This window comes from Viridibacillus sp. NPDC096237 (assembly GCF_050278625.1).
Classification (GTDB): domain Bacteria; phylum Bacillota; class Bacilli; order Bacillales_A; family Planococcaceae; genus Viridibacillus.
The window spans coordinates 106,978-122,443 of the sequence record NZ_JBNNTI010000002.1 but is presented as its reverse complement, the minus strand read 5'-3'; the positions used below and the strand labels follow the sequence as shown (position 1 = coordinate 122,443).

The 15,466-nt window shown below is 37.1% G+C and carries 14 protein-coding genes and 1 riboswitch; of the genes, 10 read left to right on the top strand and 4 right to left on the bottom strand.

Annotation, left to right across the window (positions count from 1 at the left end):
• The first annotated feature begins 15 nt into the window (after positions 1–15).
• Positions 16–846, top strand: coding sequence for a lipoate--protein ligase family protein (locus ACQKMD_RS03445; RefSeq protein ID WP_427749496.1), 831 nt, complete (start codon positions 16–18; stop codon positions 844–846).
• Positions 847–975: 129 nt separating this feature from the next.
• Here ACQKMD_RS03445 and ACQKMD_RS03440 read toward each other — a convergent pair whose 3' ends face one another.
• Positions 976–1,629, bottom strand: a complete 654-nt coding sequence (locus tag ACQKMD_RS03440; RefSeq protein ID WP_427749494.1) for an RsfA family transcriptional regulator — start codon at positions 1,627–1,629, stop codon at positions 976–978.
• Positions 1,630–1,855: 226 nt separating this feature from the next.
• Here ACQKMD_RS03440 and ACQKMD_RS03435 point away from each other — a divergent pair, with 226 nt between their 5' ends.
• From ACQKMD_RS03435 to ACQKMD_RS03425, 3 genes are all read left to right on the top strand, one after another.
• The gene (locus ACQKMD_RS03435) at positions 1,856–2,092 is read left to right on the top strand and encodes a DUF1450 domain-containing protein (protein ID WP_427749493.1); all 237 of its coding nucleotides are present in this window, start codon (positions 1,856–1,858) and stop codon (positions 2,090–2,092) included.
• A 361-nt stretch (positions 2,093–2,453) separates the two neighbouring features.
• Positions 2,454–3,752: an HD domain-containing protein gene (locus ACQKMD_RS03430; protein WP_427749491.1), complete on the top strand. Its 1,299-nt coding sequence runs from the start codon at positions 2,454–2,456 to the stop codon at positions 3,750–3,752.
• Between the two features lie 25 nt (positions 3,753–3,777).
• Complete coding sequence (locus ACQKMD_RS03425; RefSeq protein ID WP_427749489.1) at positions 3,778–4,284, top strand: YwgA family protein; 507 nt, start codon at positions 3,778–3,780, stop codon at positions 4,282–4,284.
• Between the two features lie 465 nt (positions 4,285–4,749).
• Here the strand turns inward: ACQKMD_RS03425 and ACQKMD_RS03420 are convergent, their stop codons facing one another.
• A complete protein-coding gene (locus ACQKMD_RS03420; protein ID WP_427749488.1) occupies positions 4,750–4,935 on the bottom strand; it encodes a 2-hydroxymuconate tautomerase in 186 nt (61 codons plus the stop codon).
• Between the two features lie 67 nt (positions 4,936–5,002).
• Here ACQKMD_RS03420 and ACQKMD_RS03415 point away from each other — a divergent pair, with 67 nt between their 5' ends.
• Positions 5,003–5,518 carry a YwhD family protein gene (locus tag ACQKMD_RS03415; protein WP_427749486.1) on the top strand — a complete coding sequence of 172 codons (516 nt, stop codon included), beginning with the start codon at positions 5,003–5,005 and terminating at the stop codon, positions 5,516–5,518.
• A 259-nt stretch (positions 5,519–5,777) separates the two neighbouring features.
• Here ACQKMD_RS03415 and ACQKMD_RS03410 read toward each other — a convergent pair whose 3' ends face one another.
• Positions 5,778–7,832: a transglycosylase domain-containing protein gene (locus ACQKMD_RS03410; protein ID WP_427749484.1), complete on the bottom strand. Its 2,055-nt coding sequence runs from the start codon at positions 7,830–7,832 to the stop codon at positions 5,778–5,780.
• Positions 7,833–7,986: 154 nt separating this feature from the next.
• Complete coding sequence (locus ACQKMD_RS03405) at positions 7,987–9,072, bottom strand: diguanylate cyclase (protein ID WP_427749483.1); 1,086 nt, start codon at positions 9,070–9,072, stop codon at positions 7,987–7,989.
• Positions 9,073–9,285: 213 nt separating this feature from the next.
• Here ACQKMD_RS03405 and ACQKMD_RS03400 point away from each other — a divergent pair, with 213 nt between their 5' ends.
• From ACQKMD_RS03400 to ACQKMD_RS03380, 5 genes are all read left to right on the top strand, one after another.
• Positions 9,286–9,723, top strand: coding sequence for a DUF1934 domain-containing protein (locus ACQKMD_RS03400; protein WP_427749481.1), 438 nt, complete (start codon positions 9,286–9,288; stop codon positions 9,721–9,723).
• Complete coding sequence (gene argS / locus ACQKMD_RS03395; RefSeq protein WP_427749479.1) at positions 9,723–11,390, top strand: arginine--tRNA ligase; 1,668 nt, start codon at positions 9,723–9,725, stop codon at positions 11,388–11,390. The genes ACQKMD_RS03400 and argS overlap by 1 nt, the downstream gene beginning before the upstream one ends.
• 335 nt (positions 11,391–11,725) lie before the next feature.
• Positions 11,726–11,915: riboswitch (cobalamin riboswitch) on the top strand.
• A gap of 129 nt (positions 11,916–12,044) precedes the next feature.
• Positions 12,045–12,998, top strand: a complete 954-nt coding sequence (locus ACQKMD_RS03390) for an ABC transporter substrate-binding protein (protein WP_427749477.1) — start codon at positions 12,045–12,047, stop codon at positions 12,996–12,998.
• The gene (locus tag ACQKMD_RS03385; RefSeq protein WP_427749475.1) at positions 12,995–13,990 is read left to right on the top strand and encodes a FecCD family ABC transporter permease; all 996 of its coding nucleotides are present in this window, start codon (positions 12,995–12,997) and stop codon (positions 13,988–13,990) included. Before ACQKMD_RS03390 ends, ACQKMD_RS03385 begins: the two co-directional genes overlap by 4 nt.
• A gap of 2 nt (positions 13,991–13,992) precedes the next feature.
• Complete coding sequence (locus ACQKMD_RS03380; RefSeq protein ID WP_427749473.1) at positions 13,993–15,465, top strand: adenosylcobinamide amidohydrolase; 1,473 nt, start codon at positions 13,993–13,995, stop codon at positions 15,463–15,465.
• Position 15,466: the final 1 nt, after the last annotated feature.

Sequence of the window (15,466 nt, the reverse complement as noted above, 5' to 3'; positions counted from 1 at the left end):
CGGGAGATTAAAAAAATGTTAGCATACCTACAGCAAAAATTATGGCGATTTTGGGACCAATCCGTGAGTGGTATTGGACACTCACCATTAGAATCATTCGCTGCTGATGATACCTTATGCCATTTAGTTGGCCAAGACATGTCACCAACAACAGTTCGCACATGGGTACATGACCGCTCAGTCGTACTCGGCATTCAAGACCATCGCTTACCACATATTGTAGATGGCATGGACTATTTAAGGGCAAAAGGCTTCTCACCAATTGTTCGTAACTCAGGTGGACTTGCAGTTGTGTTAGATCCAGGTGTATTAAATATTTCCATTGTACTGTCTGAACGACATTCACATATCGATATTAATACAGGCTATGATGTGATGGTCGAACTCATCAAAACATTATTTCCAAAAGCGGCAGAACGGGTAGAAGCATATGAAATTGTTGGTTCGTATTGCCCAGGCTCCTATGATTTAAGTATAGGTGGAAAGAAATTCGCGGGTATTTCACAACGCAGATTGCGCCAAGGTATCGCAGTTCAAATCTATTTATGCATAGAAGGCAGTGGATCAGAGCGTGCTAGTTTAATAAGAGATTTCTATGAAAAAGGTTTGCAGGGTGAGCAAACGAAATTTGATTATCCACAAGTACGTCCAGAAGTTATGGCTTCCCTATCAGAGTTATTAGATGAAAAATTGACTGTTCAACAAACAGTTATAGATTTACAAAAATTATTAATGGAACTCAGTGATGAACTACAAATTAGCTCATTACAACAAGAAGAGATGGAGCTTTATAGTTTTTATTTGAATCGTGTTTTCGAACGTAATAAAAAGATGCTAAGTAAATGACAGAGAAAAATAATAAACCCGACTCGCAAGCGGGTCGGGTTTTAGTATTAGATTGATAATAAATGATATTAGGAAGTAGAAGAGTGGTAGTGAAATTCTTAGAGTAACACTATCTCTACATCACTCTTATTAATTCATAGGTGGTTCTTTTACAACTAAATTTCCGTTGCGCTCCATTGTGAAAACGGGAGCGATATGCTCTTCCTCTTCATCTAGTGTAATCATACGGCGTGCGCGATTCATAATTTGAGCAAATTGCTCGTAATCTTTGCGCATGTGGCGATTCTCCTTCTCTAGCTTATTAAGCTCAGCTTCTAAGCGAGATACTTTTTCATTAGCCACATTCGCTAAATGGCGCCATCTTGTTGCCTCAGAATCATTGCCACTACCAATATGTTGTAAGCGCATTAAGTAAGCTATCACTACATCCAGTGAAAGTGAAGATAACGGGATGGAACGTTGTTGCTCAGGAGCACCGTTACTATCAGTATTACCACTAGTAGGTAGCACATAGATTCCTGTGTTTCGACGACGTACAGTTTGGCCGAATACACGCATACGTTCCTTACGTTCTTTTTTAGCATCTGCTAATTCATTTTCATAGATTTTGCGAACAACAGCATTCCAACGAAATCCACATGCAGCTGCGGTACGATTTAAGGCATCTCCAGCCTCTTCAAAGGCATTTAACTGTGTACTCCCTTCTTTGACGTGACGAATAACTGCTTCTGCTAATAATTCATCGTTTTCTTTTAACCAAGCATCTTGTCTTATTTTTACCATTTTGTAACCTCCTATAATGTTGATAGTCTTAGCGTGGTCACTTTCTCTATTTTTTATTCACAAACTTGCAAAATATTATGCTAGGTGTTGTTGTGAATGCTTTTGTAGCGAAAAGAAAAGAGAATGCTATGAGGTAATGGCATATTATAAACTTGAAGGAACCGCTATAAATACGATACAATGACTGTTAGACTTTAGATTCAAATATAGAAAGGGTTGTAGACAGATGGCAAACGAATTCCGAGTTTGCGATGAATGTCAGGCCGTTAATTTAAAAACATTAATCCCGAAATTAAAAGAAATCGATGCTAATGCTTCAGTCGATATCGCATGTCAGTCATATTGTGGTCCTGGACGAAAGAAAACATTCGCATTCGTAAATAATCGTCCTTGTGCTGCTTTAACAGAAGAGGAATTAATGGAAAAAGTACGTGCCAAACTAAAATCACAGAATCGACTATAACAGACGATTAGTATGTTGATATGACAGTCATTTTTGTAATAAGAGTAATAAAATGTAGGCTGATTAGTGCAGAATTTAGTTCATAAACTTACTAAATCCCTAGCTTGAAGTCAGACTTTAGCCGCCTTTCCGAAAGGTGGTTTTTTCATTTATACTTGTAAATATAGTTGTAGTAGAATGGTTAATTCGTTAAGAATTTTTTGTTTTTAAGTAATTATGCTATGTTTTGATAACTTGAGTAGATGATTGTTACGAAGTTGGATGATCATCAATTATTGTAGATAGAACTAGTGTAATTTTTTTTTATAATTCGCAATAAAACTTCAATTAATAAATACAAAGAGCGAAAGCGGGGTGCCTTATGAGTTACGCGACAGCAAAGTTAGAGGAAGAAAAAGTATTTAAGGACCCAGTCCATCGCTATGTACATGTGCGAGATCAAGTGATTTGGGATTTAATTGGTACAAGAGAATTTCAAAGATTACGCCGTATTAAGCAACTAGGTACGACTTATTTAGTGTTCCACGGTGCAGAGCATAGTCGATTTAATCACTCGCTCGGTGTTTATGAAATTGTCCGCCGGATGGTCGATGACGTGTTCAAGGGTAGACCAGAATGGGATGAAAGTGAACGGCTTGTCGTTCTTTGTGCTGCATTATTGCATGATTTAGGACATGGACCTTTTTCACATGCTTTTGAACATGTTTTTGACTTAGATCATGAGGAATTTACACGTCATATTATTATGGGCGATACCGAAGTCAATCAAGTACTAAGTCGCGTTGCAGCTAATTTCCCATTAAAAGTATCGAATGTTATTGCGAAAACGTATGAAAATAAACAAGTTGTCAGTATGATTTCAAGCCAAATTGATGCTGACCGAATGGATTATTTACAACGTGATGCTTATTATACAGGTGTAAGTTATGGTCACTTTGATATGGAACGTATATTGCGCGTGATGCGTCCACGTGAGGATCAAGTGGTCATCAAATCAAGTGGAATGCATGCGGTAGAAGACTATATTATGAGTCGTTATCAAATGTATTGGCAGGTTTATTTCCATCCTGTATCCCGAAGTGCGGAAGTAATTTTGACGAAAATTTTACATCGTGCGAAAGCGCTAAGTGAAAAAGGCTATTCATTCTTACATGAGCCAACGCATTTCCAAGCGTTTTTTGACGGAAATATTGAACTTGAAGATTATTTGGCATTAGATGAAAGTATTTTACTGACATATTTCCAACTGTGGATACGTGAGACGGATCCTATTTTAAGTGATTTAAGCAGACGCTTTGTGAACCGTAAATTGTTTAATTATGTGGAAATTGACCCTGCAAAAGATTATCAAAAACTACGTGAACTAGAGAATCTATTCCGAAAAGCCAATATTGACCCTCAGTACTATTTAGTTTTAGATTCATCTTCAGATTTACCATATGATTTTTATCGTCCAGGTGAAGAAGAGGAGAGGTTACCGATTCATCTATTAATGCCGAATGAGGAAATTCGTGAATTATCAAGATCATCGGACGTCGTAGATGCTATATCCGGAAAACGCAGAACGGATCATAAATTATATTTTCCAGAAGATATTTTACTTGAGAATGGTAAGAAAAAAATACTAAGAAAACAAATTTTAGATATATTAAAAGGTTAATAACCTTCCGGAAGGAGATTTAAATGTGCTAGAAGAACACGCAAAAGTCGTACAATTTGTGTCATTAGCAGGTCAAGTCACTGGTCGAAAAAAATTACAAAAGATGGTCTATATCGCAAAGAAAATGCAATTTCCATTCCAAGAAAAATACCAATTTCATATATATGGTCCTTACTCAGAAGAGCTTACATTACGCGTTGAAGAGCTTTGTAACATGGGTTTTTTATCAGAAGAAAAAGAAGATAAAGGATCATATGTGCAATATCGCTATGCGGTAACTGCTGAAGGGACAAGTTTTTCAACAATGCTAGGAAAGCAACATGATAAGTTACCAAAAGTAATTCATATGATGAATGATAGAAGTGCACGTTTTCTAGAGCTCGTTTCAACACTACTATATTTTGATGAACTCACAAAAGAAGAGCAAATTGAAAAGGTACATGTTGTAAAAGGGAAGTTAAACTTCACAGAAGAAGAGATGACAGATGCCTTCGAATTTATAGCGCAACTTGCAACAGCTTCAATCCAGTAAGAAAATCCTCCAAGTGGGGATTTTTTTACATAGGCTCCGTTAGATTTCAATGTCCATTTACACTGAAATAAAAATAAATCTTGGTTCTATTTCCATAGAAGCAAGCCTATTTCCTCGAGCTCATCAAAATAGAGTTGAACCATTACCTGTTTCTGCATTTCTTATTTTCATTGTTTCGCTGTGTTAAATCTCTTTTAGATTTAGCAGAGTTTTTCCAAACAATTGTATATTCTTCATAAACATCTATATCTCCGTAACCATCGATAGACCGAAACGTACTATTTCTTTAGTTGAAAATGAGAACAAGAATAGCTATCAGTGTTTTTAGGGTCAAGAATTTCATTGGAAATCAGTTCTTATATTAGAATCGATTTTAGATTTATAGTCAAATATCAACAATCGGTTTCAACATAGTCAATAAAAAAGCCATCCCTTAAAGGGACAGCCGGTTTTGCATATATATAATTAAATGTCGCTTTTACGTACGCCACCAACAGCGAAATGAGATTTTTGCATATCTTCAATAATAATTGAAATATTTTCTTTTGGTGCGTCTACGGTTTCAGAAATTGCAGCTGTTACTTTCTCAACCAAATTACGTTTTTGTTCGTCAGTGCGACCTTCGATCATTTTGATTGTTACTATAGGCATAAAGAGTCCTCCTCATTTAAAATATAGTGTATATTCGTTATAATAACAGAACGGAGGGATTATGCGAATGACTAATGAAGAAAAACCAAAACAAAAATTAGGATTTACGATTATTAAAAACGATCCAACAGACGGACATAAAGGGTTTGGTGTAGGTTCTTTAACACTTGAGAACGTATCACCAGTTATCATTGATATTGAAGAAAAAAAAGCCACAGTAGAAGTAGGGGCTATGCACGCACGTAGTGATGTTGAAAGAGGTATTAAATTTACAACTAATCGAGAAGATTCAGAAGGTGGCAAACCATATTGGCTAGTATGGGTGACAATTGATCATAAAGAAGGCGGAGCGTATTTTGCAGGTATAACAGCTTGTGAAATGATTGTCAATAGAGAAAAACGCCGCGGTTATAAAATTTTAGCAGACCATGTCAATAAAATGGATAAATCTATGAAACGTCATATCATCGTAGAGCATATGGATACTGAGTCAAAACAAGTATTAGGCGAGTTTTTACACGGCTTTAACGAGAAAATGTGGTCTCTAAGTTCAGAGCAATTGCGTAAAGAATTAGACTTCTAAAATTTTGAAAATGATTGAACAAAGTGTGACATTTATTAAGCGGTTTCAATCCGTGGTTGAAACTGTCCTTGAAAGGCAGTACACTTTAACTACAACTTGCGAAAGTAAGCTAGGACACTAGGTAACCGATTTCTATGAGTGACATGCGGCATTTTGACAAACCCAAGCCGGATGCCCCATGTAACTCACGTTTTCGAGGAACCAAAAAGCTTCATCTTGCTAAGGATAACGGACTCCTTAGAAGATGAAGCTTTTTTATTTATTCAAATAGTGAAAAAGGGAACAGGTGCCAAGACGTTTCATCTTTTTTCGTTAAATCACTGACAATACTTGGGTCAGTACATAATTTTTTCGGAATATCCTTCTTTTTCATATAAACAAGTCGTTGTCGATCACAAGTTGATGTTGCGAGACCGCCTGTTTTTACATCGACAATTACACCTTCAATATTATCTGGTGCTATAAATGGCTCACTTGGTAATCCTTCATGTGCTTTTTCCATAAAGTCAATCCAAATTTGCTTTGTAGCTCGTGAATCTTCGGGGCTTGTCATCTGTTTTCCTTTATCATAACCGTTCCATACACCAGCAGTTAAAGAAGGGGTAAAACCAACCATCATTTGATCGGTTAAAGTTGTACCGGATTTTGCTGCATAAGGTCTTGTTTGTTTGTTACGAATTGATATACCAGTTGCAGGTGCGTAATCATTAAAGACGGGATCGAACATGCCTGTCATCAATTGAGTGATTAAAAACGCATCATCTGGATTAATTATTTGTTTCTTTTTCTGTTTCTTTTCCGCTTTATAAATTACTTTACCATGTGCATCTGTAATCGAAATAATTGTTGTCGGTTTCTTTTGAACGCCCTTTGCAGCTAAAGTGTTATAGGCAGAAGTCAAATTCATTAAGCTTACTTCAGAAGTACCAAGAGCTACTGCCGGTGAATTTTGTAATTTACCTTGGATATTAAATCGATTCAGTACATTACTAAATGCTTTATAGCCGATAGTTTCAAATGTCTTAACTGCGTAAATATTATCCGAAATGGCAATTGCTTGTGCCAATGACATTGGATGATTAGCAAATTGACCGTTTACATTTTTAGGTTCGTATTTTGAACGTCCATCGTCATAAGTGAAAATAGTAGGACTAGTATCCATAAACGTTAATGGAGTGTAACCTTTCTCTAATGCTGCACTGTACAAAAATGGCTTAATAGCGGATCCTGGTTGCCTTTTTGCTTGTGTTACCCGATTGAATGTACTTGCTAAATAATGTCGCCCTCCAACCAACGCAGTAATATAACCAGTTGATGGATCCATACTAACAAAGCCAACTTCTAGCTCATCGTTCGGTAAAGCTTTTTCAACAGCTTCCTCAGCAGCTTTTTGATGGTAAGTATTTAATGTTGTTTTGATTACCCAACCACCTTCTTCAAAGCGACGACCTTTCTCCGTTAAGATATCTTTTGCTTCCTGCCAAGCTGTATCTAAAAAGTATGGTGCAAGCGACTTCGAATTTTCCCATTCCTCAAATTTAAAATCAAGGGGCTCCTTCTTCGCACGCTCTGATTGTTCTTCTGAAATGACATTTTGGTTCGTCATTAAACTTAAGATCAATTGTTGACGACCTATTGATTTTTCTTTATCTACTACAGGGGAATAAATGCCTGGTCCTTTTGGAATTCCGACCAACAAAGCAGCTTCAGATAGTGTTAAATCTTTCGCCGATTTTCCGAAATAAAATCTACTTGCAGCTTCGATACCGTACATACCATGCCCGTAATATACTGTATTTAAATAGCCTTCCAAAATCTTATCCTTATCATAAAAGACTTCAAGTCGGTATGCATATAGTGCTTCATTCGCTTTCCTTAACCATGTTTTCTCATGTGATAAGTATAAATTACGAGCGTATTGCTGCGTAATGGTACTTGCTCCTTCAACTTTGCGCATTGCCTTAACATCTTTTAATAATGCGCCTGCAATACGGGTAAAATCAAAACCGTTATGTGAATAGAAATTTTTGTCTTCTGTTGCAATAAGTGCTTTTGAAACAAAAGGAGAAATTTCATCTAAGCTTACCCAATAACGGCGTTCTTGTGAGAATTTATCGCCAGCTCGGTGCCCATCAGCATCTAAAAAAACGGTTGCCTTCGGAACAGCGAGAGAAGGCGCACCAGCAATTTGCGCATATATTCTGAGTGACAGCAAAACTGTTAAAACGGCTGAAATGCCCACGACACCCCACATAAGAGTACGTTTCCAGCGTTTATTCACCCTTCTTTTTCGCCAATAGTCTGCTCGTTTCATATGAACAGCTCCGTTCCACCAATTTAGCGATAGTATGTGATGATTTTATGTAAAATAAACGGGCGAAAAAAAATAAAAAGGATGAATATGGTAATTATTGATGGCAACAAAAAACGCTAAGAAAGTGGAATATTTTCAGAGCGTTAAAAAAACATTAACTATTCAATTGATTAACATGAACAATTTGATTTGTACCTCTTGCTATTGCTTGCATAATTGCTTTATCTGCTGAAAAAGCGAGATCTTTTGATGTTTTACCATTATCAGGATAAGAGCAAATACCGACGGATACTGTAATCGATATCACATGACCGGTAGACACAACGAGCGGTGTTTTAGCGATTTGTGATCGAATTAAATTTGCATAATGTATGCCATATGCAGGAGGAGCGTCTTTGCAAACTATATAAAATTCCTCACCACTAATCCTAGCTGCCTCTGCATCAATCGGTTTTACGAAATCTTTTAATTGAGTACCAATTTGTTGTAAGATTTCATCGCCAACAGGATGACCATACGTTTTATTAACTTTTTTAAAAGAGTCAATATCAATTAATATTAATGAAAAAGGATCATTATTAGAGAGTAAATCATCTATTATTTGCTGGAAACGCCGGTTATTTGGTAGCCCAGTTAAATAATCTGTTTCTGCCATTTTTTCAGTTTCACGCATACGATCAAATTGATTTCGAATTGATTTCAACACAAGTAAAGTTATGTAAAATGAGATAAAATAAAACAATGCAGTTTCAATTACATTTTGTAAGCCATGTGTCCAAGTATCTGAAAGAATAAAGAAGATAATGCAAACTTGGACTACGATATAAGTAAAATAGAAATTCACATTGCGGAAAGTAATTGGTTTTTTTATTGAAATTAATGTGATAACACAACCAATTGTTAATATATTTAATCCTGAAAGAATAGAAGTCTCTGACAGACCAAACACATAAATTCGGAAAATCCCAATGATGAGAGAGGAAATTGCAATAGCAATAGGCCCTCCTATTAATCCACTGAGTAAGATACTAACAAAACGACCATCACTAATAATATTATTTTGGTAATGTACAGCCGTACCCATCAAAAGTAAACCTGTAAGTCCAGCTACAAGCCCGACAATCCATGGCTGTAGCTCAGAGAAGCTAGCTTGATAAGGTTGTAATGACTCGTATAACCAATATGAAAAGATAACAAAAGTAAATAATATCGAAAAATTAATGACTAATTCGAGCAGCATTTAGATTCTCTCCTACCATTTTATCCCTCCATTATAACATTCAATTTTGCAAGGAAAATGAAAAAAATTGCGTTTCCCCTAGAAAACGACAAAAGTTAGTTGTATCGTTAAGTTTTAAAGATACCTCCAAAATTTACTTGCACCTTGAAAAAACAAGCGAATCTAACCTATAATAAGAAGGTTATATTAAGAATGAAACGGAGGCCCATAAGTATGACTAGTGAACTTAAAGCACCCGTAAAATTAAAGTTAAAAACGACAATTCGACAATCTGAAGGAGAAGCTGAAACTTATGAGCTTTGGTCAGAAGGTACGATAGTTCAAAAAAGGGACCAAACGTACTTACAATATGAAGAAGTTCAAGAAGATAAACATATTCGTTCAACTTTAAAATTCGGTAATAATGAGGCCGTTATTCTACGAAATGGTGATGTGAAAATGCGTATGCCATTTTTACTTAATCATGAACAAAACGGTCATTATGATAGTGAATACGGTGCATTACCAATCGTGACGTATACGAAGGAGATGCAATTCGAACCGCATGAAAGTAAAATGAGCGGACGATTCTATTTAAACTATGATCTAATCGTTGGTGGACAATCAGTAGGCGATTATACTTTAGAAATTAATTACTCGGAGGGAAAATAATGAACGCAGTAGAACAAGTGCAACATGCGATTAAAGAAGCGCTTCTTGCAGCAGTAACTAAAGCAGGTCTTTTAGAAGATACATCAACACTGAACGTACACTTAGAAACACCAAAGGATAAGGCGAATGGCGATTATGCAACTAATATTGCTATGCAACTTACAAAATTAGCGAAAAAGCCACCTCGTACGATCGCTGAAGCCATTATTGAAAATCTTGATACAACAGGTACTGCTATCGAGAAAATCGACATCGCAGGTCCTGGTTTTATGAATATTGTGCTACGTAAAGACTACCTAGCAGAAGTTATCACAACTGTTTTAGCACAAGGTACAGAATATGGGCGTTCACAGGCTGGTGCCAATGAAAAAGTACAAGTGGAATTTGTATCAGCTAACCCAACTGGTGACCTTCATTTAGGACATGCACGAGGAGCATCTGTAGGAGATTCACTATGTAACGTTTTAGATTTTGCAGGATATGATGTCTCACGTGAATACTACATCAATGATGCGGGGAATCAAATCAATAACTTAGCAGCATCTTTAGAAGCGCGCTACAAACAATCTTTAGGCTTAGAAGCTACTATGCCTGAAGATGGTTATCATGGACAAGATATTATTGATATCGCAGGTAAACTAGCTACTGAGTTTGGTGACTCTATCCTAAGTAAACCAGATGAAGACCGCTTTGAATTTTTCCGTGAACATGGTTTGAAATTGGAACTTGGTAAATTACAAAATGATTTAGCAAACTTCCGTGTAGACTTTGACGTTTGGTATTCTGAGACATCACTTTATAAATCAGGTAAAGTTGAAACTGCTCTAGAAAAATTACGTGCAAATGGTCATGTATTTGAAGAAGAAGGCGCTACTTGGTTCCGCTCTACTACATTTGGTGATGACAAAGATCGAGTACTTATAAAGAATGATGGCTCATACACATATTTAACACCTGATATTTCGTACCATGAAGATAAAATCCAACGTGGTTTTACTAAGCTAATCAACATCTGGGGAGCTGACCACCATGGTTATATCCCGCGTATGAAAGCTGCAATCGAAGCACTTGGGTATGATCGAGATACGTTAGAAGTTGAGATCATCCAAATGGTGAACTTAATGAAAGACGGCGAAAAAGTGAAAATGAGTAAACGTACAGGTAACGCGGTTACTTTACGTGAGCTTGTTGAAGAAGTAGGTTTAGACGCAGTTCGTTACAACTTTGCAATGCGTGCTGGTGATTCTCATATGGACTTTGACCTTGACTTAGCTGTTAAGCAATCAAACGAAAACCCTGTATACTATGCACAATATGCACATGCTCGTATTTCTTCAATTTTACGCCAAGCAAAAGAACAAGGTTTAGCTGCTTCTGAAGAACATTTAAATCTTCTTAATGCAGAGAAAGAAATTGATGTCTTGAAAAAAGTAGGGGACTTCCCACAAGTTGTTGCGGATGCTGCAAAGAATCGTACACCACACCGTATTACTAACTACATTCAAGAACTAGCAGCAACTTTCCACAGCTTCTACAATGCTGAAAAAGTATTAGATGCTGACAACAAAGAGCGCTCAGCAGCTCGTTTAGCTCTAATCACAGCAGTTCGTACAACAATCGCCAATGCACTAAAACTAATTGGCGTATCAGCACCTGAAAAAATGTAATTACTGAAGGAGCCCCATCTATCTTCTTCTGCAGAAATTGCTGTAGGGTTTAATGGACGCTTACAAATTAGACTATTCCTCACTATTTCAGTGAAGAATAGTCTTTTTGATTAAATAAAGACAGATTAAGGAGAAAAATGAAATGAAATTGCTCAAATTAAGGATAAAATAGCTAAAATCATTCAATTCATTTTTACTTTTAAAATAAATAATAAAAACGAAAATAATAGAAAACTTCAAGTAGGTAGTTCTCATAATTCTACCACCCCTATTTGAAACAACTTGGACAAGTATTTAATTTTCTGTATAATTGAACACGATGTAATAAAAAATTGTATATTGTGATACATGCTGGTTCTTTACTTAGATTATGTAAAGAGAAAAGGGAAGTCGGTGGAAATCCGACGCGGTCCCGCCACTGTAAGTGTGAGCAAGTCGTAATCTGTCACTGAAGCCTAGCGCTTTGGGAAGGCGCGGTAAGCTGTGATCACGAGCCAGGAGACCTACCAACATGGAGACTACCAATTAGAACTACGCGGATAGAAATGGTGTCAGTAAAAGTGCAGTATCAGTACTGCTATGTATATATCCACTGTCATCGTATCTCTCGTCGTAAAACGAGGGATTTTTTTTATGAAAAAGGAGGAAAAGTAAATGAAGAGAATATGGCAATTTTGTTTAGTGTTCGTTTTAGCACTAGGCGTGTTAGTAGGCTGTGGCCAAACGGAGGATACAAAGAAAAAGGAAAATAGTGAGCCAGCGACAGAGCAACAGGTAGCAGGGTATCCATTAACAGAGACTGATGCACTTGGCAATGATGTGAAATTTACAGAAGCACCAAAGAGCATTATTACTTTGGTACCAAGTAACACAGAAATTCTTTTCGCGTTAGGATTAGAAAAAGAAATTACTGCTGTATCGGATAATGATGATTATCCTAAAGCGGCAACGAAAAAAGAAAAAATCGGTGAGATGGAATTTAACGCCGAGAAAATTATTAGCTTAAATCCAGAAGTTGTTTTTGCACACGAAACACTTTTAGGTACTTCTGAAGCAGGTCTTCAACAATTACGTGATGCTGGTTTAAAAGTTTTCGTTGTAAAAAACGCTAAGAATTTTGATGAAACATATTCAACAATTGAACAAATTGGCCACATTACTGGTAAAGCGGATGAGGCTAAGAAGATTACTGATGATATGAAAGCAAAAGTAAAAGAAGTACAAGCAAAAGTGAAAGATGTAAAACAAAAATCAGCATTCGTCGAAACATCAGATGAACCTAATATTTACACTGCAGGTAAAGATACATTTATGCAAGAATTGTTTGATCTAGCTAATATTAAAAACGTCACAGCAGATCAAACAGGTTGGTTCCAAATTGACCCTGAAGAAATTGTGAAACGTAATCCAGATACAATTATTGTGAAATACAACCTAAAAAATATTGTCGAGAAAGTGAAAAAACGCCAAGGATTCGATAGTATCACAGCTGTTAAAAATGATGAAGTTGTTCAAGTTGATGCGAACTTAACAAGCCGTACAGGTCCTCGTCTTGCTGAAGGATTAGAGGTCATTGCAAAAGCAGTATATCCAGAGGCTTTTGAGTGAAGAAAACCATTATAGGATACACCATAGCCTTTGTGATTTTAATCGTTAGTATTTGGTTAGGTGTATCAATTGGTTCTGTTAAAGTACCAATTAGTACGTTATGGAACACGGCAGCGGATCCAACAGCGACGAATATTTTGTGGAAAATACGAATGCCGCGTGTTGTGCTTGCAGGATTAGTAGGTGCTTCACTAGCAATCGCTGGTGCGGCTTTCCAAGGATTGCTGAAAAATCCACTCGCCGATCCGTATACGTTAGGAGTGTCATCCGGTGCCTCAGTAGGTGCTGTGGTGACGCTCTTTTTCGGCATTTCGACCCCTATTTTAGGTATATATACATTACCAGTCTTCAGCATGCTAGGGGCCATATTGGCGATGATGGGTGTAATGGCTTTTGCACGTTTAGTCGATCGTACGTTGAAGATGGAAACACTGATTTTAACAGGTATAATCGTTAGTTCATTTTTGGGTTCGGTTATTTCTTTATTAATCGCTTTAACAGGAGATGAGTTACGCCAAATCATTGGCTGGCTTATGGGGAGCGTTTCAATGCGTGGGTGGCCATATGTCAAAATGGTGTGGCCATTTGTACTCATCGGCTCATTTTTATTATGGCTAAACCGTCGTGAATTAAATGCTATGTTATTTGGAGAAGAACGTGCGAAGTATCTTGGTGTTGATGTGAAGAAAAGTAAAATGCTTATACTAATTGGTGGATCTATGTTAACAGGTGCTGCAGTAGCAGTGTCTGGCACAATTGGCTTTGTAGGACTTGTTGTACCACATATGACACGTCTTTTATTTGGTGCAGATCACCGACACTTGTTACCGTTATCGTTTTTAAATGGAGCATCTTTACTAATTGTTTGTGATTTATTTGCCCGAACGATTATTGCACCAACAGAGTTACCAATTGGTGTTATTACTGCATTTATTGGAGCGCCAGTATTTTCATATATCTTTTTCCGACAAAGAAGAACGAAGGGTGCGTAATTATGCTTACTGTAGAAAATGTTACTGGAGGCTATGATGCTACCAGGCCAATAGTACAAGACGTTTCGTTTACCGTGAAGAAGGGTGAAATTCTTGGTGTATTAGGACCTAATGGTAGTGGTAAATCCACGTTATTAAAAGTGATTAGTGGTATCTTGCCTTCAACAACCGGTCAAGTACTTATCGAGGAACAAAACATTAAAAACTTCTCACCGAAGGAATTTGCGCGCAAAATGGCTGTATTACCTCAGCTTCATGCCCATTCCTTTTCACATACAGTACGTGAGACGATAGCTTTAGGTCGCTATCCACATCAAAATAGTTGGTTTTCAACATGGTCAGAACAAGATGAACACGCAGTGAAAAAAGCTATGAATCAAACCGGTGTGGATTACTATGAACATACAAATCTCGAGTTTTTATCAGGTGGGGAGCAACAACGTACATTTGTAGCCCAAGCACTTGCTCAGCAAGCCGGTATCTTACTTTTAGACGAACCAACGAATCATTTAGATATTGCACATCAACGCCAACTACTAGATATGATTCGTCTTGAAGCAGTACAAAATGGCTTAACAGTTATCTCTGTTTTTCATGATATGAATTTAGCTTCACTATATTGTGATCAGCTGTTGTTAATGGAGAATGGGCATGTTAAGGCTATTGGTGAACCACATGAAGTGTTGAAAGAACAACAAATTTTAGAAGTATATAATACACGCGTTTCAAGCTATCCGCATCCAGAATTGCCAAAGCCACAAGTTACATTAATGCCAACCGCTATTGATGAACGTGAATCATATGTAGTAACTAAAGAACAATTCAAAGTAAGAGATGAATTTGTTGAACTTCGTACGGAATTTCCTTTAAAAACCGTATCCTCAGCTGTTCATAATGCAGGTTTTGGTTGGTTCCAATCTTTTGTCAATCGTGCAGTCGATTTGAGTTATATGTGTGCAGATGCCCATGAGGAGTTAAAAAGTTATCTAGAACAACATAATTTTATGCCTTCTAATACAGTGGCCATGATGACGGCAGTTGCAACTAAGTATGTAGTTATTCGCGAGTTTTCAAGCTCTATTGGAAGTATTATTGTTGCTGTGACCGCCGGTGTTGGAAATGCAGTGGATGTTTCAAAGGCGCATGAAAGAGTAAGTAAACCGTATATAGGAACGATCAATACTTGGGTCATCATTAACGGGAAATTAACGGAAGAGTCCTTTATGCAAGCAATGATAACAGCTACTGAAGCAAAGGTAAAAGCAATGCAGCAAGAGGAAATCATGGATCCAATATCACATACGATTGCAACAGGTACATCAACTGATAGCCTATTAATTGCCGCGACACAAAATGGTACGTTCATGGAATACGCTGGCCCTATCACAGATATTGGCAAGCTGATTGGTCATGGGGTTTATGAAACGACAGTTACAGCACTACAAGAATACAAACGTGCCAAGGGATGGTTATAAA